25 protein-coding genes and 2 pseudogenes are annotated in these 24,393 nt (G+C 66.4%); 19 read left to right on the top strand and 8 right to left on the bottom strand.

Translation table 11 applies throughout. The features are described 5' to 3' along the window. Nucleotides 1-9: 9 nt before the first annotated feature. The 7 genes from OX89_RS09510 to OX89_RS09485 all read left to right on the top strand — a co-directional run bounded on the left by OX89_RS09510 (nt 10) and on the right by OX89_RS09485 (nt 6,173). Nucleotides 10-819, top strand: coding sequence for an SURF1 family protein (locus OX89_RS09510; RefSeq protein WP_047350441.1), 810 nt, complete (start codon nt 10-12; stop codon nt 817-819). Further along, nucleotides 816-2,159, top strand: a complete 1,344-nt coding sequence (locus OX89_RS09505; RefSeq protein WP_047350440.1) for an ATP-binding protein — start codon at nt 816-818, stop codon at nt 2,157-2,159. Before OX89_RS09510 ends, OX89_RS09505 begins: the two co-directional genes overlap by 4 nt. Continuing rightward, nucleotides 2,149-2,682 (top strand): response regulator transcription factor, encoded by a 534-nt coding sequence (locus OX89_RS09500; protein WP_011805937.1) that lies wholly within the window; start codon nt 2,149-2,151, stop codon nt 2,680-2,682. Before OX89_RS09505 ends, OX89_RS09500 begins: the two co-directional genes overlap by 11 nt. 111 nt (nt 2,683-2,793) lie before the next feature. Continuing rightward, on the top strand, nt 2,794-3,222 hold the full coding sequence (locus OX89_RS09495; protein WP_234305544.1) for a glutathione S-transferase family protein: 429 nt from the start codon (nt 2,794-2,796) through the stop codon (nt 3,220-3,222). Next, on the top strand, nt 3,177-3,437 hold the full coding sequence (locus OX89_RS19375; protein ID WP_369799274.1) for a glutathione S-transferase C-terminal domain-containing protein: 261 nt from the start codon (nt 3,177-3,179) through the stop codon (nt 3,435-3,437). The genes OX89_RS09495 and OX89_RS19375 overlap by 46 nt, the downstream gene beginning before the upstream one ends. Nucleotides 3,438-3,763: 326 nt before the next feature. Further along, on the top strand, nt 3,764-5,140 hold the full coding sequence (yegQ, locus tag OX89_RS09490) for a tRNA 5-hydroxyuridine modification protein YegQ (protein WP_047350439.1): 1,377 nt from the start codon (nt 3,764-3,766) through the stop codon (nt 5,138-5,140). A gap of 148 nt (nt 5,141-5,288) precedes the next feature. Continuing rightward, nucleotides 5,289-6,173 (top strand): plasmid replication/partition related protein, encoded by an 885-nt coding sequence (locus tag OX89_RS09485; RefSeq protein ID WP_047350438.1) that lies wholly within the window; start codon nt 5,289-5,291, stop codon nt 6,171-6,173. A gap of 7 nt (nt 6,174-6,180) precedes the next feature. Here OX89_RS09485 and OX89_RS09480 read toward each other — a convergent pair whose 3' ends face one another. Further along, a complete protein-coding gene (locus OX89_RS09480) occupies nt 6,181-6,612 on the bottom strand; it encodes a hypothetical protein (RefSeq protein ID WP_047350474.1) in 432 nt (143 codons plus the stop codon). A 105-nt stretch (nt 6,613-6,717) separates the two neighbouring features. On the opposite strand from OX89_RS09480, the pseudogene OX89_RS09475 reads away from it, so the two are divergent. Then, nucleotides 6,718-7,535, top strand: a pseudogene (locus tag OX89_RS09475) (helix-turn-helix domain-containing protein). Nucleotides 7,536-7,755: 220 nt separating this feature from the next. Here OX89_RS09475 and acnB read toward each other — a convergent pair. From acnB to OX89_RS09450, 5 genes are all read right to left on the bottom strand, one after another. Next, on the bottom strand, nt 7,756-10,347 hold the full coding sequence (gene acnB / locus OX89_RS09470; RefSeq protein ID WP_011805943.1) for a bifunctional aconitate hydratase 2/2-methylisocitrate dehydratase: 2,592 nt from the start codon (nt 10,345-10,347) through the stop codon (nt 7,756-7,758). 114 nt (nt 10,348-10,461) lie between these two features. Further along, nucleotides 10,462-11,082: a hypothetical protein gene (locus OX89_RS09465; protein WP_011805944.1), complete on the bottom strand. Its 621-nt coding sequence runs from the start codon at nt 11,080-11,082 to the stop codon at nt 10,462-10,464. 59 nt (nt 11,083-11,141) lie between these two features. Beyond that, on the bottom strand, nt 11,142-12,152 hold the full coding sequence (locus tag OX89_RS09460; protein WP_011805945.1) for a CoA ester lyase: 1,011 nt from the start codon (nt 12,150-12,152) through the stop codon (nt 11,142-11,144). Further along, nucleotides 12,149-12,925, bottom strand: coding sequence for a trans-aconitate 2-methyltransferase (gene tam, locus OX89_RS09455; protein ID WP_047350437.1), 777 nt, complete (start codon nt 12,923-12,925; stop codon nt 12,149-12,151). Before tam ends, OX89_RS09460 begins: the two co-directional genes overlap by 4 nt. A gap of 12 nt (nt 12,926-12,937) precedes the next feature. Beyond that, a complete protein-coding gene (locus tag OX89_RS09450) occupies nt 12,938-13,924 on the bottom strand; it encodes a malate dehydrogenase (protein WP_041836045.1) in 987 nt (328 codons plus the stop codon). Between the two features lie 200 nt (nt 13,925-14,124). Between OX89_RS09450 and OX89_RS09445 the strand changes: the two genes are divergently transcribed. The 11 genes and pseudogenes from OX89_RS09445 to OX89_RS19090 form a co-directional block, all read left to right on the top strand. Then, on the top strand, nt 14,125-14,913 hold the full coding sequence (locus OX89_RS09445; protein ID WP_047350436.1) for a GntR family transcriptional regulator: 789 nt from the start codon (nt 14,125-14,127) through the stop codon (nt 14,911-14,913). A 136-nt stretch (nt 14,914-15,049) separates the two neighbouring features. Then, complete coding sequence (gene sdhC, locus OX89_RS09440) at nt 15,050-15,484, top strand: succinate dehydrogenase, cytochrome b556 subunit (RefSeq protein WP_011805949.1); 435 nt, start codon at nt 15,050-15,052, stop codon at nt 15,482-15,484. A gap of 43 nt (nt 15,485-15,527) precedes the next feature. Beyond that, nucleotides 15,528-15,893 (top strand): succinate dehydrogenase, hydrophobic membrane anchor protein, encoded by a 366-nt coding sequence (gene sdhD, locus OX89_RS09435; RefSeq protein WP_011805950.1) that lies wholly within the window; start codon nt 15,528-15,530, stop codon nt 15,891-15,893. A gap of 22 nt (nt 15,894-15,915) precedes the next feature. Continuing rightward, nucleotides 15,916-17,721, top strand: coding sequence for a succinate dehydrogenase flavoprotein subunit (gene sdhA, locus OX89_RS09430; RefSeq protein WP_011805951.1), 1,806 nt, complete (start codon nt 15,916-15,918; stop codon nt 17,719-17,721). 30 nt (nt 17,722-17,751) lie between these two features. Next, nucleotides 17,752-18,456, top strand: a complete 705-nt coding sequence (locus OX89_RS09425) for a succinate dehydrogenase iron-sulfur subunit (RefSeq protein WP_011805952.1) — start codon at nt 17,752-17,754, stop codon at nt 18,454-18,456. Between the two features lie 5 nt (nt 18,457-18,461). After that, nucleotides 18,462-18,734: a succinate dehydrogenase assembly factor 2 gene (locus OX89_RS09420; protein WP_047350435.1), complete on the top strand. Its 273-nt coding sequence runs from the start codon at nt 18,462-18,464 to the stop codon at nt 18,732-18,734. Between the two features lie 42 nt (nt 18,735-18,776). After that, nucleotides 18,777-20,087, top strand: coding sequence for a citrate synthase (locus OX89_RS09415; protein ID WP_011805954.1), 1,311 nt, complete (start codon nt 18,777-18,779; stop codon nt 20,085-20,087). Between the two features lie 314 nt (nt 20,088-20,401). Then, nucleotides 20,402-20,668, top strand: coding sequence for a metal/formaldehyde-sensitive transcriptional repressor (locus tag OX89_RS09405; RefSeq protein WP_015913705.1), 267 nt, complete (start codon nt 20,402-20,404; stop codon nt 20,666-20,668). Nucleotides 20,669-20,702: 34 nt separating this feature from the next. After that, nucleotides 20,703-21,818, top strand: coding sequence for an S-(hydroxymethyl)glutathione dehydrogenase/class III alcohol dehydrogenase (locus OX89_RS09400; RefSeq protein WP_047350433.1), 1,116 nt, complete (start codon nt 20,703-20,705; stop codon nt 21,816-21,818). A 106-nt stretch (nt 21,819-21,924) separates the two neighbouring features. Next, nucleotides 21,925-22,174 (top strand): annotated as a pseudogene (locus tag OX89_RS19095) (alpha/beta hydrolase-fold protein); the annotation flags it as partial. A 1-nt stretch (nt 22,175) separates the two neighbouring features. Beyond that, the coding region (locus OX89_RS19090; RefSeq protein WP_255352816.1) for an alpha/beta hydrolase-fold protein at nt 22,176-22,636 on the top strand (461 nt) is incomplete at its 5' end. 180 nt (nt 22,637-22,816) lie between these two features. On the opposite strand, the gene OX89_RS09390 is transcribed toward OX89_RS19090, so the two are convergent. Together OX89_RS09390 and OX89_RS09385 are read right to left on the bottom strand one after the other, a co-directional pair. Further along, entirely contained in the window at nt 22,817-23,116 is a 300-nt protein-coding gene (locus tag OX89_RS09390) for a putative quinol monooxygenase (protein ID WP_015913708.1), read from the bottom strand. 54 nt (nt 23,117-23,170) lie between these two features. Continuing rightward, nucleotides 23,171-24,328 carry a PA0069 family radical SAM protein gene (locus OX89_RS09385; RefSeq protein WP_047350432.1) on the bottom strand — a complete coding sequence of 386 codons (1,158 nt, stop codon included), beginning with the start codon at nt 24,326-24,328 and terminating at the stop codon, nt 23,171-23,173. Between the last annotated feature and the right edge of the window lie 65 nt (nt 24,329-24,393).

Here is a 24,393-nt window from a genome sequence, read left to right as displayed (position 1 = left end):
GCTCCGACCATGCACGCCCCGGAGCCGCAGCGCACCCGCGCGCACTCCAACCTGACGATGGCGGTGCTCGCTCTGGCGGGCATCGCCTTGTTCGTTGTGTTCTGTGCCCTCGGCTGGTGGCAGGTGGAGCGGCGCACCTGGAAGCTGGCCCTGATGGAACGCGTAGAGCAGCGTCTGCATGCCGCGCCCGTGCCGCTGCCCGCGCGCGCGCAGTGGCCTGGCGTGGATGCGGCTGGCTTTGAATACCAGCCTGTGCAGGCTGAGGGTCGCTGGCTGGCCAGCAAAACCGTATTGACCCAGGCCACCACGGCGCTCGGCGCGGGTTTCTGGGTCATGACCCCGCTGCAGCTGGACGGCGGCGGCCAGGTGCTCGTCAACCGCGGCTTCATCCCCCAGGCACAGCGCGCCCAGTGGGCCGCTGGCGGCCCCGGCATGCAGGAAGGCGAAGCCGTACAGCTGCAGGGCCTGTTGCGCATGAGCGAGCCCGGAGGCGGCTTCCTGCGCCGCAACGACCCCGGGGCGCAGCGCTGGCATTCGCGCGACGTGGCGGCCATCGCCCAGGCCCAGGGCCTGGACGCCGCGGCCCCGTTTTTCATCGACGCGGGCATTCCCGACGCGAACGCCCCAGCGCCGATGGATGCCGAGACTTCCACCACCGCCGGTCCCTGGCCCCGCCCGGGACTGACGGTGGTTCGCTTCCACAACAGCCACCTGGTGTATGCCATCACCTGGTTTGGGCTGGCCGCCATGGTGGCGGCAGCGGCTGCGTATGTGGCACGCTACGAGCTTCGCCTGCGTGCCACCTTGCGCTCCCGATGACCGCATCCGCAAACTCCACCCCCTCCGCCTCCCCGCCCGCCCTGAAGGCACGCTCGGCCGATGCCGCGGCCGGGCTGAAAAACCTGCACCAGCTCATCCAGTTGCGCTGGATCGCCGTGGTGGGCCAGGTGTTCACCATCGAGGTGGCGCACTACGTGCTGCAACTTCCCCTGCCCCTGCGCGAGATGCTCTTGGTGGTGGGTTGCCTGGTGCTCTACAACGCGGTGAGCTTCGTGCGCTGGCGCACCGGCCGCGGCGTGCGCAATGTGGAACTGTTTCTGGCGCTGCTGGTGGACGTGGCCGTGCTCACCGTGCAGCTGTATCTGAGCGGGGGCATCCGCAACCCATTCGTCTTCTTGTACCTGCTGCAGGTGGCGCTGGGCGCGGCGCTGCTGCGCAGCGCCTACATCTGGACCATGGTGCTCATCACCGCAGCCTGCTTTGCGCTGCTGGCGCATTACAGCGTGCCATTGCAGCTGGCGCCCGACTTCGCGCGCGGGCTGGGCAGTCCCTACGTGCTGGGCCTGCTGGTGTGCTTCATGCTCAACGCGGCGCTGGTGGTGATCTTCATCAGCCGCATCGGCCAGAACCTGCGCCAGCGGGACGCGCGTCTGGCCGCCATACGCCAACGCGCCGCCGAGGAAGAGCACGTGGTGCGCATGGGGCTGCTGGCTTCAGGCGCTGCCCATGAGCTGGGCACGCCGCTGGCCACCATGGCGGTGATCCTGGGGGACTGGAAGCGTGACACTGCATTGGCCGCCAACCCCGCGCTGCAGGAAGACGTGGCCGAGATGCAGGCGCAGGTGCAGCGCTGCAAGACCATCGTCAGCGGCATCCTGATGTCCGCCGGCGAGACGCGCGGCGAGGCATCGGCGCAGACCACCGTGTGTCAATTCCTGGACTCACTCGCCAGCGAGTGGCAGGCCACGCGCTCGGTTGACGAGTTCACCTATGACAACCGCTTCGGCCAGGACACCCCTATGGTGTCCGATGTCACGCTGCAGCAAATGGTTTTCAATGTGTTGGACAATGCCCGCGACGCATCGCCCCACCGGGTCGGCCTGGTGGCCGAGCGTGATCAAGACCTGCTGCGCATTACCGTCACCGATGATGGCCCCGGCTTCGCGCCGGCCATGCTGTCGCAGTTCGGCAAGCCCTACCAGTCCAGCAAGGGCCGCCCCGGCGGCGGGTTGGGCCTGTTCCTGGCAATGAACGTGGCGCGCACCCTGGGGGGCACCGTGCAGGCACGCAACCTTCCGGGCGGCGGCGCCCAGGTCACGATCACGCTGCCGCTGGCCGCGATTGCGTTGCAGGAGACACCCACGCACCATGGACGCTGAACGCTTGCTGCTCATTGTGGAAGACGACGAGGCCTTCGCGCGCACGCTGGCCCGTTCGTTCGAGCGGCGCGGCTACCGCGTGCTGCACGCCGATAGCCTGGCACAGGCCGAAGCACTGCTGGCCGGGCACACGCCCGACTATGCCGTCGTAGACCTCAAGCTCAAGGGCGAGGCCACAGGCCTGGCCTGCGTGCGGGCGCTGCACGCGGCCAACCCGGACATGCTCATCGTCGTGCTCACGGGCTACGCCAGCATTGCCACCGCCGTCGAGGCCGTAAAGCTGGGTGCCTGCCACTACCTGGCCAAGCCATCGAACACCGACGATATCGAGGCCGCCTTCGGCCTTACCGAAGGCAATGCCGACGTGGAACTGACCAACCGCGCCAGCTCCATCAAGACGCTGGAGTGGGAGCGCATCCACGAAGTGCTGGCCGAGACGGGCTTCAACATCTCCGAAGCCGCACGGCGGCTAGGAATGCACCGCCGCACGCTCACGCGCAAGCTGGACAAGCGGCGGGTTTAGCGCCTTGGGCGCGCATGGGCTGTCATCGGCCTGAGCCTGCCTTTACGAAGGGCGGCTGATGGGGAGGCTGTCGCCGTATACATTCAGGATCCTCTAACCGCGTTGTTTGAGATGGAAGACCTGCCCATGATCCTCGTCGGCCAATATGACAGCCCCGTCACGCGCCGTGTCGCCATCGCGCTGCATCACTACGGCATCCCCTTCACCCGCGATACGCGATCCATCTTTGGCGATGCGGCAGCAATCGGGAGGATCAGCCCGCTGACCCGCATCCCGGCCCTCGTCCTCGACGATGGCGAAGTGCTGATCGACAGCGCATCCATCCTGGATCATCTCGATGAGCAGGCAGGCGACGCGGCGCTGATCCCCCGCTCCGGCACCAAACGCCGGCGCGTTCTCCAGATGACGGCACTGGCGCAAGGCACCCTCGAAAAGGTCGCGGCTGTGGTGTACGAGAGGCACTTTCACCCCCCGAACACCGCAGCGCCGTCTGGCTGGATCGCTGCCTTGGCCAGGCACGCGCTGGTCTCGACGAACTGACCAAACGCCTTGCCACACCGTATGCCTGCGGGGCGGCACTCACCCATGCCGATGCGATGATCACCACGCTGATCTGGTACATGCGGAACCGGATGGATGAAGTGCTGTCACCGTCCGCCCACGCCGCGCTGATCTCACTGGCCGAACACTGTGAAGCGCTGCCCTCCTTCCGCGCCGCCGCCCCGAGCGATTTCGAGGCGATGCCACGAAGCTAGGGCCTGTTGGCACGGAATGTGAACAGGCCCTCGTCTTGGATATACCTGTTCATGGCTCCAATATCCAAGGGAAAGCCGGGCGCACGCGGCGTTGAGCAAAGGTTCGTCGCGTCGGATTCGCGTCCGGCACAAGCCGCTGGGGGCCCAACTCCGCCACCAGTGAGCAGTCCGCTCTCGCTCCAGCCTCTCGACCCTACGTCACACACCCCTCCTAATCCTCCCAGCTGCCACCGCCGACAACGCAAAGCAACCGCCCCAAAGACCCCAACCCGGTCATTACCCACGCGCCCCACCCTCACCCCGCACATCAGCGAAAATTGCAGGCTATGACCCTCAAAGCCCCCGAACTGCTGCTGCCCGCCGGCTCGCTCGACAAGATGCGTGCGGCGTACGACTTCGGCGCCGACGCCATCTACGCCGGCCAGCCGCGCTACAGCCTGCGTGCGCGCAACAACGAGTTCCGCCTGGAGCAGATCGCCCAGGGCATCCAGGAGGCGCACGCGCGGGGCAAGAAGTTCTTCGTCACCAGCAACCTGATCGCGCACAACGACAAGGTGCGCACCTACCTGCGCGACATCGAGCCCGTCATCGAGTGCAAGCCCGACGCCTTCATCATGGCCGACCCCGGCCTGATCATGATGGTCAAGGAAAAGTGGCCCGAGACCGAGATCCATCTCTCGGTGCAGGCCAACACCACCAACTACGCCACGGTGAAGTTCTGGCAGAAGGCGGGCGTGTCGCGCATCATCCTCTCGCGCGAACTGAGCCTGGACGAGATCGAGAAGATCCGCCAGGAATGCCCTGACATGGAGATCGAGGTCTTCGTGCACGGCGCGCTGTGCATTGCCTACTCGGGCCGCTGCCTGCTCAGCGGCTACTTCAACCGGCGCGACCCCAACCAGGGCACCTGCACCAACGCCTGCCGCTGGGAATACAAGACCCACGACGCGGCGGTGGACCCCAACACCGGCGAAGCGCTGGCCACGTCCATGGAGCAGGGTTTCAACTTCGAACAGGCGCGCGAGGAAGCCGACAGCCAGTTCACCAGCACCTGCGGCAGCGGCCAGCGCCACCCCAAGGCCGACCAGGTCTACCTGATCGAGGAGATCGGCCGCCCCGGCGAACTGATGCCCATCATGGAGGATGAGCACGGCACCTACATCATGAACTCCAAGGACCTGCGCGCCGTGGAGCATGTGGAGCGGCTGGTGAAGATCGGCGTCGATTCGCTGAAGATCGAGGGCCGCACCAAGAGCCTGTACTACGTGGCGCGTACCGCCCAGGTGTACCGCCGCGCGATCGACGACGCGGTGGCGGGCCGCCCGTTCAACCCGCACCTGATCACCGAGCTGGAAGGCCTGGCCAACCGCGGCTACACCGGCGGCCTGCTGGAGCGCCGCCCGGCCAACGACTACCAGAACTACGAGACCGGCAACAGCGTGCTGCAGCGCGCCCACTTCGTCGGCCAGGTGCGCGGCTACGCCGACGGCATGGCCGAGGTCGAGACCATGAACCGCTTCGCCGTGGGCGACACGCTGGAGGTGATCCACCCCAGCGGCAACCGCACGGTGCAGCTCACGCAGATGTTCAACCTGGACGGCGAAAGCGTGCAGGTGGCGCCGGGCAATCCGCTGCGTGTGCGCATTCCGATCGACGGCCCGGTGGACGGCGCGCTCATCGCGCGGCTGCTACAGCCTTCCTGAAACCATAGCTGGCAGCGCCCGTCCACAGGGCGTTTCAGGTAGATTTGATACCGAAACACCCAGCCATCAAGCGCGAGCAGCTCCTCTTTTTACAAAGGCCCCGGCGGGGCCTTTGCCCATTTCTTGCCCCGCCTCATACCCAGAACCCATGAATCCTGAAGACATCGTCGTCCTGCCCGAACTCAAGGCCTACATCGACCCGCTCACGCCCGAAGAGCACGACGCGCTGGAGCGCAGCATCCTCGCAGAGGGCTGCCGCGACGCGCTGGTGCTGTGGGGCAACATCCTCGTGGACGGCCACAACCGCTTCGGCATCTGCCACAAGCACGGCCTGCCCTTCCAGACGGTGCAGAACACCCGCTTTCAGAACATGGAGGACGTGCACCTGTGGATGATCGACCAGCACCTGGGGCGGCGCAGCGTGTCGGAGTTCCAGCGCGGCGTGCTGGCACTGCGCAAGCGCGAGATCATTGCCGAGCGCCGCGCCGCGGCCGCCGCCGCCGTGGTGGCTGCCAAGGCCGAGGCCGCCCAGGCACCCGAGCAGGCCCCCTGGGAGGGTGACACCGACCCGGTCGTCGCCCAGGCGCTGGCCAGCGTGCCCAAGGTGCCCGAAGACGCGCTGGACACGCGCGAGGCCCTGGCCCGCGCCGCCCGCCTGACGGCAGCCCAGGTCAAGGCCATCGAGACCATCCACCAGAACGCAGCGCCGGAAGTGGTGGCTGCCGTCAAGTCGGGCGAACTGTCCTTGAACGCCGCAGCCGTGGTGGCCACCCTGCCGGTGGAGGAGCAAAAGAGCGCCGCGGCCGGCGGCGCACAGGAACTCAAGCAGGCCGCCAAGCGCGTGCGCGATGGCAAGAAAAAACCAAAGGCCGATGCCGCCGCAACGGAGGCCGACGGCACCGCCGGGCCGGAATCGACGGCCGCCCCCGACGCCGCAAAGCTGCAGCAGCGCGTGGCGGAACTGGAGGCCGAAAACGAGCGCCTGCGCCAACAGGTCAAGGCCCTGCAAGACCTGCTGGCCGAGCAGGGCTGAGCGCCCGTCAGGAGACTGCCGCGCGCACGCCCTGCACCGCCACGCGTGCGCGGCGCAGCGCCATCCACTGCAGTTCCGCCAGGGCCAGCACGGCCACCGCCTGCACGGCCACATAGGCCTGGCCCCAGCCGCCGGTCACCCACGTCGTGCCCCACAGCACCACTGCGCTGGCCAGCACCCACAGGACATTGCCCGCCACCAGCAGCGCCAGCGCGCCGCCGGCTGCCTCGCGCCGCAGGGCCAGCGACCCGGCCACCAGCACGAAAGGCAGCAGCAGCCAGCCGCTGGCCAACAGCAACCGGGGCGACATGCCCAGCCATTCAGCCAGCGGCGCTGCCGCCGCCAGGTGCAGCGCCGCCATGCCGGCGCCTGCGGCGGCATCGGCCCAGAGCACGCGGCGCAGGCCGCCGGGGGACGTGAAAGCATCGATGAAGGCCATGGTGTGATCTCCTGAGGGGTTGAACATGGCCTGCATCGTCGGCACGCGGCGGCTGCGCGTCCATGACCTGGCAGGTCATGCCCACGCCGCGCGGCCGGCCCTACCATGCAGGCCATGCACCATGCTCCCGCCCTATCGACACCCGCGCCTTTTGGAGAACGCCTGCGCCACTGGCGCCAGCACCGGCGGTTGAGCCAACTGGACCTGGCACACGCGGCCGAGGTGTCTACGCGCCACCTGAGCTGCGTGGAAACGGGCCGCGCCAGCCCCAGCCGCGACATGGTGCTGCGCCTGGCGCGTCGCCTGGACGTGCCCCTGCGCGAGCGCAACGCGCTGCTGGTGGCCGCGGGCTATGCCCCGATGTACCGCGAACGCCCGCTCGATGCGCCCGAGATGGCCGACGCGCGCGCGCGGCGGTGCAGCGCATCCTGGACTGCCACGAACCCTGGCCGGCGCTGGCGATGGACCGGCACTGAAACCTGCTCATGGCCAACCGCATCGTGCCCCTGCTGCTGTCCGGCGTGGACGCCGAGCTGCTGCAGCCGCCCGTGAATGTGCTGCGCCTCAGCCTGCACCCGGGGGGCCTGGCACCGCGCATCGCCAACCTGGCGCAATGGCGCGCGCACCTGCTGGAGCGGTTGCGCCAGCAGATCCACGAGAGCAGCGACCCGGTGCTGGCCGCCCTGCTGCAGGAACTGCAGGCCTACCCTTTGCCGCCTGCCAGCCCGCCGCTGCCGGGCGAGCACCTGGGCGTGCTCATGCCGTTCGAGTTCCGCACGCCGGCCGGCACGCTCCAGCTGGTGAGCACCACCACGGTGTTCGGCTCGCCCGTCGACGTGACGCTGCAGGAGCTGGCGCTGGAAACGTTCTTCCCCGCCGACGACGCCAGCGCCGCCGCACTGCGCGCGCTGGCCGCGGCCTGAACGGCACCGTCTCCCGGGTCGTGACCACGGTCTCGGCGTGCGACATCCCCCGTTGCTCGGGCACACGCGGCGCGAGCATTTAAGTGAAAATGGCCGCTAACGCAGCACCAGCAAGCGCCAACAGCTATCAATTAATGAGCAAAAGAAAACCCCCGCCAGGCATGCGCCCTGCGGGGGTTGACGGGAGGGGCCGCGCCGCGGCCCGGGCCTCAGCCGGCGATCAGGCCGTCACGCCCTTGGCGACCTCTGCATATTCCTCGATCTGGTCGAAGTTCATGTAGCGGTACACGCTGGCCTTGTCGGCATCGATCACGCCCATTTCCTGGAGGTATTCCTCCTTCGTGGGCAGCTTGCCCAGGCGCGAGGCGATGGCGGCCAGCTCGGCCGAGCCCAGGAACACGTTGGTGTTCTTGCCCAGGCGGTTGGGGAAGTTGCGGGTGGAGGTAGAGATCACCGTCGCACCTTCACGCACTTGGGCCTGGTTGCCCATGCACAGCGAGCAGCCGGGCATTTCGGTACGCGCACCAGCCGTGCCGAAGGCGGCGTAGTGGCCTTCCTTGATCAGCTCGCTCTGGTCCATCTTGGTGGGCGGTGCCACCCACAGCTTGACGGGAATGTCGCGCTGGCCGCCCAGCAGCTTGGCTGCGGCGCGGAAGTGACCGATGTTGGTCATGCACGAGCCGATGAAGGCTTCGTCGATCTTGGTGCCAGCCACTTCGGACAGGAACTTGGCATCGTCCGGGTCGTTCGGGCAGCAAACGATGGGCTCCTTGATGTCGGCCAGATCGATCTCGATCACGGCGGCGTACTCGGCGTCCTTGTCGGCTTCGAGCAGATTCGGGTTGGCCAGCCAGGCTTCGACCTTCTCGATGCGGCGCTGCAGCGTCTTCGCGTCCTGGTAGCCATCGGCGATCATGTTCTTCATGAGCACGACGTTGGAGCGCAGGTACTCAGCGATCGGCTCGGGGTTGAGCTTGATCGTGCAGCCGGCGGCGGAACGCTCGGCCGAGGCGTCGGACAGCTCGAAGGCTTGCTCCACCTTCAGGTCCGGCAGGCCCTCGATTTCGAGGATCTTGCCCGAGAAGATGTTCTTCTTGCCGGCCTTGGCCACGGTCAGCAGGCCCGCCTTGATGGCGTACAGCGGGATCGCGTGCACCAGGTCGCGCAGCGTCACGCCGGGCTGCATCTCACCCTTGAAGCGCACCAGCACCGACTCGGGCATGTCCAGCGGCATCACGCCGGTGGCAGCGCCGAAAGCCACGAGGCCGGAGCCTGCGGGGAAGGAGATGCCGATGGGGAAGCGGGTGTGCGAGTCACCGCCGGTGCCCACTGTGTCGGGCAGCAGCAGGCGGTTGAGCCAGCTGTGGATCACGCCGTCGCCGGGGCGCAGGGACACGCCGCCGCGGCTGCTGATGAAGGCTGGTAGTTCGCGGTGGGTCTTCACGTCCACCGGCTTCGGGTACGCAGCGGTGTGGCAGAAGGACTGCATCACGAGGTCGGCCGAGAAGCCCAGGCAGGCCAGATCCTTCAGCTCATCGCGCGTCATCGGGCCGGTGGTGTCCTGCGAACCCACGGTGGTCATCTTCGGCTCGCAATACGTGCCGGGACGGATACCCTGGCCTTCGGGCAGGCCGCAGGCACGGCCGACCATCTTCTGCGCCAGCGTGAAGCCGGCCTTGGATTCAGCCGGCGCCTTGGGCAGGCGGAACACGGTCGATGCGGGCAAGCCCAGGGCCTCGCGCGCCTTGGCGGTGAGCGAGCGGCCAATGATCAGGTTGATACGGCCACCGGCGCGCACTTCGTCCAGCAGCACGTCGCTCTTGAGCGCGAACTCAGCCACGGTTTCGCCGTTCTTCACGATCTTGCCGTCGTAGGGCAGCACATCGATCACGTCGCCCATCTCCAGCTTGGAAACGTCCACTTCGATCGGCAGAGCGCCGGAATCTTCCTGCGTGTTGAAGAAGATGGGGGCGATCTTGCCACCCAGCGTCACGCCGCCGAAACGCTTGTTCGGCACGAAGGGGATGTCCTGGCCGGTGGCCCAGATCACCGAGTTGGTAGCGGACTTGCGCGAAGAACCGGTGCCCACCACGTCACCGACGTAGGCAACCAAGTGGCCCTTCTTCTTCAGGTCTTCGATGAACTGCATCGGGCCGCGCTTGCCGTCTTCCTCGGGCTTGAACGCCGCGTCAGGACGCGTGTTCTTGAGCATGGCCAGGTAGTGCAGCGGAATGTCGGGGCGGCTCCAGGCATCGGGTGCGGGCGACAGGTCGTCGGTGTTGGTCTCGCCGGGCACCTTGAACACGGTGACGGTGATTTTCTTCTCGACCTCGGGGCGGCTGGTGAACCACTCGGCATTGGCCCAGCTCTGCATGACCTCCTGGGCCTTGGCGTTGCCGGCCTTGGCCTTGGCGGCCACGTCGTTGAAGAAGTCGAACATCAGCAGCGTCTTCTTCAGCGCTTCGGCAGCCACGGAAGCGACTTCGGCGTCGTCCAGCAGCTCGATCAGAGGGTGCACGTTGTAGCCACCCACCATGGTGCCCAACAGCTCGGTGGCCTTGGCCTTGGAAATCAGGCCGACCGTGATGTCGCCATGGGCGACGGCCGCGAGGAAGGACGCCTTGACCTTGGCTGCGTCGTCCACCCCCGGCGGCACGCGGTGGGTCAGCAGGTCCACCAGGAAAGCCTCCTCGCCAGCGGGCGGGTTCTTGATCAGCTCGATCAGTTCGGCCGTCTGCTTGGCATCGAGCGGCAGCGGCGGGATGCCCAATGCAGCGCGCTCGGCCACATGGTCGCGGTAGGCTTTCAACATGTCTTCTTTCTCCGGGATAGTCTAGGTTTTCAAAGTGGGGCGACAACCGGCCGGCCACACTGGCGCACACGGCAGGCGTGCACTGCGTGGCCCCGCCGGCAGGCGGTTCTAGGTTTACTTGGCGGCCGGGTTGTCCAGCAGGCTTTGCGGCGGGTTCTTCTTGATGGCCTCGGCCACCACCACCTGCTGCGGGCTCATGCATTCGTCAGCCATGCGCTGGCCCAGCTTCTGGTTCATGAGCATGGATTTGTTGGCGATCTGCACCCACACGGCACCCGCGCGCTGGTCTTCCAGGCGCACCGCGCCGGTGGTGGTGGCCACCGGGGCCATGTGGTACTTGAAGCCCTTGCCTTCCACATGGAAGCGCCCGGGCGACTGCGTATCGGCCTCGATGCTCACGAACGCGCCCAGTTCGCACGCCATGCGGCCCGTGTACACGCGCTCGGCGATCTGCAGTTCTTCGGGAGTGAGCGCCGCCTCGGCCGCAGCCAGGCCCGACGCCACCTGCACGGCACCGCTGTGCAGGCGCGTGCGGCTGCTGGTGGGCGATGCCTTGGCGACGGTGTCGCTCTTCTTCTCGGCCTTGGGCTTGGTCGCCTTGGCGGAGGTGCTCTTCGCCGCAGGCTTGGCGCTGCTCTTCTTGGCCTCGGCGGGGGCGGCGGGCTTGGTCGCCGTCTGCGCCGTGGTGAGGGCGGGCGCCAACAGTATCAATGCGGAAGCGATGAGGGTCTTCATGGTGACTCCTGCGGGGAAAGAATGAATGGAAGGCAGATGGGGCGACAAGAATACCCGTATCAGGTGAACGTGGTCTCAGCCTTGGCAAACCAGCCCTGCGCCTCGGCGGGCAGCATGCGGCCGGTCTGGTGTGCACGCTCGAGCACCTGCCAGAAATAGCGGTAGCTTGCGCGGTCGTGCAGTACGCCCTCCTCGCTGATGGGAGCCCAGTCAGCCTGGATGGCGGCAGAAATGATGCGGCTGGCCCGCGCGATTTCCGCACCTTCCGGTGCGAAAGCCGCCAGGATGGGCCGGATCTGCGCGGGGTGGATGCTCCACATGCGCGTGTAGCCGAACTGGCGCGCAGCCCTGCCGGCCGCGGCCTGCATGGCGTCGGGATCGCTGAATTCAGTAACCACGCAGTGCGATGGCACCTTGCCATTGGCATGGCAGGCGGCGGAGATCTCCAGCTTGGCACGCACGACGAGCGGATGCTCGAACTGCCCGGTGGACGTCATGCCCGAGGCGGGAATCGCACCGCCATGGGCGGAAACGAAGTCCATCAGGCCGAAGCTCAGGCTCTGGATGCGCGGGTGCGCGGCGATCTCGAAGGCCCGGTGCACGGCAGCGGGGGACTCGATAAGGGCGTGCAGCGGCAGATGGCTGGCGCCTGCGGCCTCCAGCGCTCGCTCGGCTGCGAGCACGTCGTCCACGGTTTCCACCTTGGGCAGCATGATGTGGCACAGGTGTTGCCCCGCCTCACCGGCGATGATGGCCATGTCCTGCGCGAAGGCGGGGTGGTCGACCGTGTGCACACGTGCCGCCACGCGCGCGCCGGCCCCGGCTTCGCGCGCCAGGCGTGCCACCAGCATGGCGTGCTCGCGCTCCTGCCCCACGGGCGCGCCGTCCTCGCAGTCGAGCGTCACGTCAAACACGCAATGGCCAAACTCGGCAAGCAGCTCCTGCTGCAGTTGCAGGCTCTTGCGCATGCGCACTTCCACGCCGCTGTAGTGGTCGCATACGGGGATCGCATGGGCGCCCGCCTGAGCGCCCAGCAGGACTTCAGCGGGATGGGCAGCGGACGAGGTCATGGGGCACGCTGGGCAACGATGAACAAACGGGGAAACGCAAACAGCCGATGGCCATCCGCGCGCTCGGTATAGGCCTCGCCAATGCGCTGCGTGTAGGCTTGCAGATACGCATCCCGCAACACGGCGGGGAGCGGATCAAGGAAGGGTTTCAGGCCTGTGGACTCCAGCCACTCAACGATAGTCTGGACCGAAGGCATGACATGGCGGTACGCGGTGTGCCAGATATCGACCCGGCAGGCCATGGGCGCGAGAAGGTCGTAATAAGCCTCCACCGACAACAGCGCCGCGCGCTGGTCCGCGGCATGCGCCAGCTGATCACGCCACGCAGACTGGCTCGCCAGCTCGCGCATGAGCTGGTGCGACGGCTGGTCCAGGTTGTCGGGCATCTGCACCGCCAGGACACCGCCGGGTGCCAGGCAGCGCATCAACCGGGCGAACAGCCCGGCATGCCCTGCCACCCACTGCAGGGAGGCGTTGGCAAAAATCAAATCGGGCGCCACGGTGGGCGCCCAGTCGGCAATGTCGGCCTGCACGAAGGGCACACCGGGCAAACGCTTGCGCGCACTGGCCAGCATCGCTTCGGAGTTGTCCAGACCGATGAGTTGCGACTGCGGGAACCGCTCCAGCAGCAATTGCGTGGAATTGCCATTCCCGCAGCCCAAGTCCACGATGTGGCGGGGTGCGGGATGGGAGACCCGCGCCAGCAACTCGACAGCCGGGCGTGTGTGCTCGCTCTCGAAGCGCTGGTAGAGCGCGGGATCCCAGTCGTGCATGGAGATGCGCGATTACAGCAGGTGCTTGACGCCGTCCTGCTCACCTTGCAGCTCGGCCAGAGTCTTGTCGATGCACTCTTGCGAGAAAGCGTCGATGGGCAAGCCTTCGACGATCTTGTACTCGCCGTTCTCGGTGGTGACCGGGAAGCCGAACACGATACCGGCGGGAATGCCGTATTCGCCGTTGGAGGGCACACCCATCGTCACCCACTCGCCCTTGGAGCCCAGGGCCCAATCGCGCATGTGGTCAATGGCGGCGTTGGCGGCAGACGCAGCCGAGGACAGGCCACGAGCGGCGATGATGGCTGCGCCGCGCTTGCCGACGGTGGGCAGGAACACATCCTTGTACCAGGCAGGGTCGTTGATGGCGTCCTTCACGGACTTGCCGTCCACCGTGGCGAAACGGTAGTCGGCGTACATCGTGGGCGAATGGTTGCCCCACACCGTCAGCTTCTTGATGTCGCCCACCTTGAAGCCACCCTTGGCCGCCAGTTGGGAAGCTGCACGGTTGTGATCCAGGCGCAGCATGGCCGTGAAGTTCTTGGCCGGCAGGTCGGGGGCCGACTTCATGGCGATGTAGGCGTTGGTATTGGCGGGGTTGCCCACCACCAGCACCTTCACGTTGCGCGAGGCCACGGCGTTCAGGGCCTTGCCCTGGGCCGTGAAGATCTGGGCATTGGCAGCCAGCAGGTCGGCACGCTCCATGCCGGGGCCGCGCGGACGGGCGCCGACCAGCAGGGCGTAGTCGGTATCCTTGAAGGCGGTCATGGGGTCCGAGTGGGCTTCGATGCCGGCCAACAGCGGGAACGCGCAGTCTTCCAATTCCATGATCACGCCCTTGAGCGCGTTCTGGGCCTTCTCGTCGGGAATTTCCAGCAGTTGCAGGATGACGGGCTGGTCCTTGCCCAGCATTTCGCCGGAAGCGATGCGGAACAGCAGCGCGTAACCGATTTGGCCTGCAGCGCCGGTCACGGCGACACGAACGGGTTTCTTGCTCATGCGAAAACTCCAGAAAGAGGTGTGAGGGAGGTGGTGTTGGTGCAAGGTCGCACCAGCGCCAGTCATCAGCAGCCCGTGCCCCGCAGAACAGCCCAGGAGTTTACCGCCGATTACTGCGCAGGGTCAATTTGTCTTATGTCTTATATAAGATATGATCGCCCTCAATTCAGCGGCATGCTCCGCCCCCGGCACAGCCCACCATGTCCTCCTCGCCCCCTCCGACCACAGAAGGCACGCCCCCAGGTGCGGGCGCGGGGGCATCGACTCCCGCATTCAGCCCCCTGTACCAGCAGATCAAGGGGCTCATCCTGCACAGCCTGCAGCATGGTGAATGGAAGCCCGGTGAAGCCATCCCCAGCGAAATGGAACTGGCTGCGCGCTTTCGCGTGAGCCAGGGCACGGTGCGCAAGGCCATCGACGAGCTGGCAGCCGAAAACCTCGTCATGCGCCGCCAGGGCAAAGGCACCTTCGTGGCCACCCACGCAGAGCGGCAGGTGCAGTACCGCTTCCTGAAACTGCTGCCTGACACGGGAGACGCCCGCGTGGAAGGCCCGGCGCAGCGCACCATCCTGGAGTGCCGGCGCATGCGCGCCAGTGCGGAGATTGCACGCACGCTGGCGCTGCGGACCGGAGATGTGGTGGTGCAGGTCAAGCGCATCCTGTCGTTTGTGGGCGTACCCACCATCCTGGAGGACATCTGGCTGCCCGGCCAGGCGTTCAAGGGCCTGACCGCGGAGCAGATGGCCCACTACCAGGGACCCACCTACGCCATGTTCGAGCTGGATTTTGGCGTGCGCATGGTGCGCGCCGAAGAAAAGATCCGCGCCGTGTTTCCCGATGAAACGCAGGCTCAATGGCTGAATATCCCCGTCGCCACACCACTGCTCAGCGTGGAGCGCCTCGCTTACACCTATAACGATGTTCCCATGGAGTTACGGCGCGGGCTGTACCGGACTGACACACATCACTATCACAATGAACTGAGCTGATCCACTGCCCGACCACGAATGCAACCAGGGAAAATACGCAGTCTCCGCAAGCTTCCCGTAATGCATTGCAATAGAATTTTGGGTTGTCTGCCTTCAGCGCGATTACAACGCAGTTACATCCACGAAAGCACCCGCCATGACAGAGCTCGCCAAGAAACGGCCCGAATACCGCAACATCAACATCTTCAACGACGTGAGGACCTACCGCCTGCCGGCCGCGGGCTGGGTCTCCATCCTGCATCGCGCGAGCGGCATGATCATGTTCCTGCTGCTGCCCTTCGTGCTGTGGATGTTCGACACCTCGGTGTCCTCGGAGATTTCGTTCGGCCGCTTCACCTCCGCGTTCACCGCGGGCCTGGGTTTCGTGCCGGGCTGGTTCGTCAAGCTGGTGGCGCTGGCCCTGATCTGGGCCTACCTGCACCACTTCATCGCCGGCCTGCGCCACCTGTGGATGGACGTGAGCCACGAGGCCGTCAGCAAGGAGTTCGGCAAGAGCTCCGCCATCGTGACGCTGGTGCTGAGCATCGGCCTCACGCTGGTGCTGGGCGCCAAGCTGTTCGGCCTGTACTGATCCCGCGCGGATCGCTCTCCCCACCCACGATAAGGAACTCCCCATGTCCGTGAATTACGGCTCCAAGCGCACCGTGGTCGGTGCCCACTACGGCATCCGCGACTGGCTGGCCCAGCGCGTGACCGCCGCCCTCATGGCCCTGTTCACCATCGCGCTGCTGGCGCAGGTGATCTTCAGCAAGGGCCCCATCGGCTACGACCGCTGGGCCGGCATTTTCTCAACCCAGTGGATGAAGGTGCTCACGTTCTCCGTCATCGTGGCCCTGGTCTGGCACGTCTGGGTCGGCGTGCGCGACGTGTGGATGGACTACGTGAAGTCCGCCGGGCTGCGCCTGCTGCTGCAGGTCTTCACCATCGTCTGGCTGGTGGCCTGCGCCGGCTGGGGCTTCCAGACTCTGTGGCGTCTCTGATTCCCGCGATTGAAAGAAAACAATGAGCTACACCAAAGCCAACATCACCAAGCGCAAGTTCGACGTGGTCATCGTGGGGGCCGGCGGCTCCGGCATGCGCGCCTCGCTGGAACTGTCGCGCGCGGGCCTGAACGTGGCCTGCCTGTCCAAGGTCTTCCCCACCCGCTCGCACACCGTGGCAGCGCAAGGCGGCGTGTCCGCATCGCTGGGCAACATGAGCGAAGACAACTGGCACTACCATTTCTACGACACCATCAAGGGCGGCGACTGGCTGTCCGACCAGGACGCCGTCGAGTTCATGTGCCGCGAAGCACCCAAGGTGGTGATCGAGCTCGAGCATTTCGGCATGCCGTTCGACCGCAACCCCGACGGCACCATCTACCAGCGCCCCTTTGGCGGCCACACGGCCAACTACGGTGAGAAGCCCGTGCAGCGCGCCTGCGCCGCGGCCGACCGTACCGGCCACGCCATGCTGCACACGCTGTACCAGAAGAACGTCGAATCCAAGACCAACTTCTTCGTGGAATGGATGGCGCTGGACCTGATCCGCGACGCTGAGGGCGACGTGGTCGGCGTAACCGCGCTGGAACTGGAAACCGGCGACCTGTACGAACTGCACGCCAAGGCCGTGCTGCTGGCCACAGGCGGCGCTGGCCGCATCTTTGCGGCATCGACCAACGCCTTCATCAACACCGGCGACGGCCTGGGCATGGCCGCACGCGCGGGCATCCCGCTGCAGGACCTGGAGTTCTGGCAGTTCCACCCCACCGGCGTGGCCGGCGCGGGCGTGCTGCTGACCGAAGGCTGCCGCGGCGAAGGCGCCATCCTGCTGAACAGCAATGGTGAGCGTTTCATGGAGCGTTACGCGCCCACCTTGAAGGACCTGGCACCGCGCGACTTCGTGTCCCGCTCGATGGACCAGGAGATCAAGGAAGGCCGTGGCTGCGGTCCCAACAAGGACTACATCCTGATGAAGCTCGACCACCTGGGCGCTGACACCATCCGCAAGCGCCTGCCGTCTGTGGAGGAGATCGGCCACAACTTCGCCAACGTGGACATCACCAAGGAACCGATCCCCGTCGTGCCCACCATCCACTACCAGATGGGCGGCATTCCGACCAATATCCACGGCCAGGTGGTCACCTGGGACGGCGAGAAGAACAACGTGGTCAATGGCCTGTACGCCGTCGGCGAATGCGCCGCGGTGTCGGTACACGGCGCCAACCGCCTGGGCACGAACTCGCTGCTCGACCTGCTGGTGTTCGGCAAGTCGGCCGGCAAGCACATCGTGCAATTCGTTGGGGGCTACGGCGAGCACAAGGCCGTGCCGGCCGATGGCAGCGACCGCACCCTGGCGCGCCTGAACCAGTTGGAAGAATCCAAGGACGGCGTCTACGCCCAGGACCTGGCCAACGACATCCGCCAGACCATGCAGCAGCACGCCGGCGTGTTCCGCACGCAAAAGGGCATGGACGAAGGCGTGGTCAAGATCAACGCCATCCGCGAGCGCGTGGGCACCGTGACCCTGAAGGACAAGTCCAAGGTCTGGAACACCGCACGCATGGAAGCGCTGGAAGTGGACAACCTGATCGAGGTTGCCCAGGCCACGATGACCTCGGCCGCGGCCCGCCAGGAGTGCCGTGGCGCACACACCGTGGACGACTACGAGCACCCTGCCGACCATCCCGACTTCCCGTTGGGCCGCAATGACAAGGAGTGGCTCAAGCACACGCTGTGGCACAGCGCCAGCAACAGCCTGAGCTACAAGCCCGTGAACATGAAGCCCCTGACGGTGGACAGCATTCCTCCGAAGGTCCGCACGTTCTAAGACAGCCGCTGCCCACGAGAGAAACAACCCATGAAACGCACTTTCAAGATCTACCGCTACGACCCGGACAAGGACGCCAAGCCCTACATGCAGACCGTGGAGGTCGAGCTCGACGGCCACGAACGCATGCTGCTGGATGCATTGCTCAAGCTCAAGGCACAGGATCCCACGCTGTCGTTCCGCCGCTCCTGCCGCGAAGGCGTGTGCGGCTCCGACGCCATGAACATCAACGGCAAGAACGGCCTGGCCTGCCTGACGAACATGAAGACCCTCTCGGGCGACATCGTCTTGAAGCCCCTGCCCGGCCTGCCGGTGATCCGCGACCTGATCGTGGACATGACGCAGTTCTTCAAGCAGTACCACTCGATCAAGCCCTACCTGCAAAGCGACATCTACGCGTCGCCCACCAAGGAGCGCCTGCAGTCGCCCGAAGAGCGTGAAGAGCTCAACGGCCTGTACGAGTGCATTCTGTGCGCCAGCTGCTCCACGAGCTGCCCCTCGTTCTGGTGGAACCCCGACAAGTTCGTGGGTCCCGCCGGCCTGCTGCAGGCCTACCGCTTCATCGCGGACAGCCGCGACACGGCCACGGGCGAGCGCCTGGACAACCTGGAAGACCCCTACCGCCTGTTCCGCTGCCATACCATCATGAACTGCGTGGACGTGTGCCCCAAGCACCTGAACCCCACGCGCGCGATTGGCAAGATCAAGGAATTGATGGCACGCCGTGCCATCTGAGAACCATGGCTGACGAAGCGCTGCTGGACGAACGCGAAGTGGCCATCCTGCGGTGGCGCTGCCGCCGCGGGCTGGTGGAGAACGACCTGTTTCTCGAGCGGTTCTTCGCAACCCACGGCTCCTGCCTGACGATCCGTCAGGCGCGAGGACTCACGCTACTGATGGACTTGTCGGACAACGACCTGCTGGACCTGCTGCTGCGCCGCAAGGAGCCCACGGGCGAAGTCGCTAAGGACGAAGTCAAGGAAGTGCTGGAGCAGTTGCGCAACCGCGCTTAAGCCCCAGCCCCGTGCAAGGCAAACAACAGAAGGAAACTGGAAATGAAACTGGCAGACAACAAAGCGACGCTATCGTTCAGCAACGGCAGCCCGAGCGTGGAACTCCCCGTGTACCAAGGCAGCATCGGCCCGGACGTGGTCGACATCCGCAAGCTGTACGCGCAAACGGGCATGTTCACCTATGACCCCGGTTTCCTTTCCACGGCCTCCTGCCAGTCGTCCATCACCTACATCGACGGCGACAAGGGCGAGCTGCTGTACCGCGGCTACCCCATCGAGCAACTCGCCACCCAGTGCGACTACCTCGAAACCTGCTACCTGCTGCTGAATGGCGAGCTGCCCAACGCCGCGCAGAAGGCCACGTTCAACGACCGTGTGACCAAGCACACGATGGTCAACGAGCAGATGCAGTTCTTCCTGCGCGGTTTCCGCCGCGACGCACACCCCATGGCCGTGCTGACCGGCCTGGTGGGCGCGCTGTCGGCCTTCTACCACGACAGTACGGACATCAATAACCCCGAGCACCGCGAGATCTCCGCCATTCGCCTGATCGCCAAGATGCCCACGCTGGTGGCCATGGCGTACAAGTACGGCAAGGGCGAGCCCTACATGTACCCCCGCAACGACCTCTCTTACGCAGGCAACTTCCTGCGCATGATGTTCGGCACGCCCTGCGAGGACTACAAGGTCAACCCCGTGATCGAACGCGCGATGGACCGCATCTTCATCCTGCACGCCGACCACGAGCAGAACGCCTCCACCTCCACGGTGCGCCTGTGCGGCTCCTCGGGCACCAACCCGTTCGCCGCCATCGCTGCCGGCGTGGCATGCCTGTGGGGCCCTGCCCACGGCGGCGCCAACGAGGCCTGCCTGAACATGCTGGAAGAAATCCAGGCCATGGGCGGCGTGTCCAAGGTGGGCGAGTTCATGGAGAAGGTCAAGGACAAGTCCTCCGGCGTGAAGCTGATGGGCTTTGGCCACCGCGTGTACAAGAACTACGACCCCCGCGCCAAGCTGATGCAGGAAACCTGCAACGAAGTGCTGGCCGAGCTGGGCCTGGAAAAGGACCCGCTGTTCGCCCTGGCCAAGCAGCTGGAGAAGATCGCCCTGGAGGACGACTACTTCGTGCAGCGCAAGCTCTACCCGAACGTGGACTTCTACTCCGGCATCGTGCAGCGCGCGATCGGCATCCCGGTCAACCTGTTCACCGGCATCTTCGCGCTGGCCCGTACGGTGGGCTGGATCGCCCAGCTCAACGAGATGATCGGCGACCCCGAGTACAAGATCGGCCGCCCCCGCCAGCTGTTCGTGGGCGCCGAGCGCCGCGACGTTCCAGCCCTCAACAAGCGCTGATCAAGCAGCGCCGCCTGCCGCGAAGGCAGGCGTGCCCCGCCCCCCGCCCGCACGCACCTGTTGCCTGCGGGCTTTTTTGCGTCCGGGCCTTTTTGCTGCGCACAACGGGAACCGTGCTGCAGCCCGCGGTCAACCGCTGCGCCGCCAATGCCCGCGCGACACGCCGATCGGGCGCATCCACCTATACCCCCTCCCAGTAATAGGTATTTAATACCCGCCAGCGCTTTATCCTAAAGCGCCATCGATTTATACTTCCCCCTAGTACAAGACACATAGCAACACGTCCCGGCACAACGCCCGCCCATCCAACCGCCATGCCCCATACCGCCGAAGACAAGCAACGCGCCATCACACGCCTGCGCCGCATCCGCGGCCAGGCCGAGGCGCTGGAGCGCGCCGTCCAGGCGGGCAGCGACTGCGCACCCATCCTGCAGCAGCTGGCCGCCCTGCGCGGCGCCGTGCATGGGCTGATGGCCGACATGCTGGACAGCCATGTGCGCGAAACCCTGGCGCAAGAGCCCGCCCCCTCGCCCGAGGCCGTGGACGAGACGCTGGCCCTGCTGCGCTCGTACCTGAAGTAACGTCCCCCACCCTTTCACCACAAGGAGCCCTCCCATGAAATCCCGCGCCGCCGTCGCCTTCAAAGCTGGTGAACCTCTGCAGATCGTCGAACTCGACGTGGCCCCGCCCCGCAAGGGGGAGGTGCTGGTCAAGATCACCCACACCGGCGTATGCCACACCGATGCCTTCACGCTCAGCGGCGACGACCCCGAGGGCATCTTCCCCGCCGTGCTGGGCCATGAGGGCGCGGGCGTCGTGGTGGAGGTGGGCGAAGGCGTCACCAGCGTCAAGCCGGGCGACCATGTGATTCCGCTGTACACCGCCGAATGCGGCGAATGCCTGTTCTGCAAGAGCGGCAAGACCAACCTGTGCGTGGCCGTGCGCGCCACGCAGGGCAAGGGCGTGATGCCCGACGGCACCACGCGCTTCTCGTACAACGGCCAGCCCGTGTACCACTACATGGGCTGCTCCACGTTCAGCGAATACACCGTGGTGGCCGAGGTGTCGCTGGCCAAGGTCAACCCCAACGCCAACCCCGAGCAGGTCTGCCTGCTGGGCTGCGGCGTGACCACCGGGCTGGGCGCGGTCAAGAACACCGCCAAGGTGCAGCCGGGCGACAGCGTGGCCGTGTTCGGCCTGGGCGGCATCGGCCTGGCGGTGATCCAGGGCGCCCAACTGGCCGGCGCGGGCCGCATCATCGCCATCGACACCAACCCGGGCAAGTTCGACCTGGCACGCACCTTCGGCGCCACCGACTGCGTGAACCCCAAGGACTTCGACAAGCCCATCCAGCAGGTGATCGTGGAGATGACTGGCTGGGGTGTGGACCACAGCTTCGAGTGCATTGGCAACGTCAACGTGATGCGTGCGGCGCTGGAATGCGCACACCGCGGCTGGGGGCAGAGCGTGATCATCGGCGTGGCCGGTGCGGGACAAGAGATCTCGACTCGCCCGTTCCAGCTCGTCACGGGCCGCAAGTGGCTGGGTACGGCCTTCGGCGGCGTCAAGGGCCGCAGCGAACTGCCCGGCATGGTGGAGGACGCCATGGCCGGCAAGATCCAGCTCGCCCCGTTCGTCACCCACACCATGGGCCTCACGGACATCAATCAGGCGTTCGACCTGATGCACGAGGGCAAGTCGATCCGCTCGGTGGTGAACTACGCTGCATAAAAACAGGAGCGCTTGGCGCTTGATGCGCAAGGGATTCCAGTACTTTTATTACTGAATCCCGCCCATACCAAGCGCCAGCAGCTACTTAAAAAGGAGCAACACGCCCATGTCCGACACCCTGGAACAACTCTCGGCCCACGCCTGCTTTGGCGGCGAGCAACGCTTTTACCGCCATGCATCGCACGCAGTGGGTCTGCCGATGCGCTTCGCCGTCTACCTGCCGCCCCGTGCGCTGGCAGCCGAGAGTGCGGATAGAAAGGTCCCCGCGCTGCTCTACCTCGCGGGCCTGACCTGCACCGAGGAGACCTTCCCCACCAAGGCCGGCGCCCAGCGCCTGGCGGCAGAGCTGGGCCTGGNCCCTGCCCATCGACGGTGCCCGGCTGGGCCTGTTTGGCCACAGCATGGGCGGCCATGGCGCGCTGACGCTGGCACTGCGCCACCCGGGCCGGTTCAAGAGCCTGTCGGCCTTCGCACCCATCTGCGCCCCCACGCGCTGCCCCTGGGGCGAGAAGGCGTTCACCGGCTACCTGGGCCCGGACCGCTCCTCCTGGGGACAGCACGACGCCACCGTGCTCATGGAGAACCAGCCCCTCGCGCCCTACCCCGGCGGCATCCTCATCGACCAGGGGCTGGACGACAAATTCCTGGCCGATCAATTGCACCCGCACCTGTTCGAGGCGGCCTGCAGCGCCATCGGCCAGCCGCTCACGCTGCGCCGCCACGCGGGCTATGACCACGGCTACTACTTCATCCAGAGCTTCATCGACGACCACCTGCGCCACCACGCGCAGCAGTTGGGCGCGCCTGAGGCAGTGTGAACGAACCGCCCGGCTCTCTCGTTCCGCCCCACCTGTCCGCGCGCCGTTGCGGATGCCCGCTACAGCCCGCACGAGGGATGCGCCTGGCGCCGCGATTGGCCGCGCTTCTGTCGCCCTTTCGCGGTGGCCCGGGCCGCCCGAGGTCATGCACCGTCTGACACCCGGCGCCCGCCAAACCGCTCACACCGGGCGGGGCGCACCCACCGCGTAGGCGCGCAGGTCACGCCCGCCGATGCCCAGCGCCGGCCACAGAGCGCGCCACTGCGCAATGTGGGCACTGGCGAAGTGCCGGTCCAGGTCGTCCTGGCTGCGCCACAGCTCATGCACGTGGATCAGCCCGGCGTCCAGCACATCCTGCGCATCCGCATATTCGATGCAGCCCGGTTCGGCCCGTGAGGCCTGCACCATCGCCCGCATGGCCGGCAGCGCGGCGGCCAGCCCGTCCGCCGGCAGGCGAATGGTTCCTACGATCAACAGCATTCGGCACCCCTCCCCACAGCAAAGCGCCCATGCTAGCCGCGGCGCGCACCGCGCTCAGAACAGCACGCCCTGCCCGCGCGCCAGCGCCGGGCGGTACTGCGACAGGTCCAGTTCCGTGCGCTGGCGGTTCAGGCCCAGGCGCGCACAGGTCTTCTCGAAGCGCTGGCGCAGCAGGTCGGCCCACAGGCCCGAGCCCTTCATGCGCGTGGCGTGGCTGCTGTCGTAGCTTTTGCCCGCGATACGCGCGGTTGCGTCGATGCCGTGCAGATCCTGAATGCGCGCCAGCACGCGCTCGGCACGCTGCGGGTAGTGCAGTTGCAGCCACTCGCGCATCAGGGCATTGAGTTCCCACGGCAGGCGGATCACCGTGTAGAAGGCCGAGGTGGCGCCCGCGTCGCGCGCGGCGGCCAGCACCTGCTCCATGTCCTCGGTGATGAAAGGAATCTGCGGCGCCACGCTCACGCCGACGGGCACGCCGGCTTCGGCCAGCGCGCGGATGGTGCGCAGCCGCCGGTGCGGCGCGGCCGCGCGCGGCTCCAGCACGCGGGCCAGGCGCGCATCCAGCGTGGTGATGGTCACGTAGGCCGCCGCCAGCCGGCTGTGCGCCAGCGGAGCCAGCAGGTCCAGGTCACGTTCCACGCCGCTGCTCTTGGTGATCAGCGAGAACGGGTGTCGCGCATCCCGCATCACCTCGATCAGCGCGCGCGTGAGGCGCAGCTCACGCTCCACCGGCTGGTAGCAGTCGGTGGCGGAGCCGATGTTGACCACCGAAGGCCGATGGCTGGCGCGCGCCAACTCGTCCCGCAGCACCTCGGCGATATTGCGCTTGGCGATGATGCGGGTCTCGAAGTCCAGCCCCGGCGACAGGTTGAGGTAGCTGTGCGTGGGCCGTGCGTAGCAGTACACACAGCCATGCTCGCAGCCGCGGTAAGGGTTCACCGACTGCTCGAAGAAAATGTCGGGCGAATCGTTGCCGCACAGCGCGCTGCGCGCATCTTCCCAGATCACCTGGGTCAGCGGCGCGGCGGGCGCGGCACTTTCGTCGCCCGTCACACCCTCCTCCGGCCCGCCCCAGCCGTCGTCGAACGCCTCGCGCGCATCGCGCATAAAGCGGTGGGCCATACGCGTGGCCGTACCCCGCCCCTTGAGCGGCTGCGCGGGCGCCCATACGACAGGAGCCAGTGAGGGCGGGGGGTCGTCTTCGGAATGCATTGAATGACTGTATAAATAAAAGGGGTATCTATTTAGCTCCAGCAGCGCCAGAATAGCTGGATGGA

Source organism: Diaphorobacter sp. J5-51, from assembly GCF_001023515.1.
Lineage (GTDB): Bacteria > Pseudomonadota > Gammaproteobacteria > Burkholderiales > Burkholderiaceae_C > Diaphorobacter > Diaphorobacter nitroreducens.
This window is presented reverse-complemented; position numbering and strand designations above follow the sequence as displayed.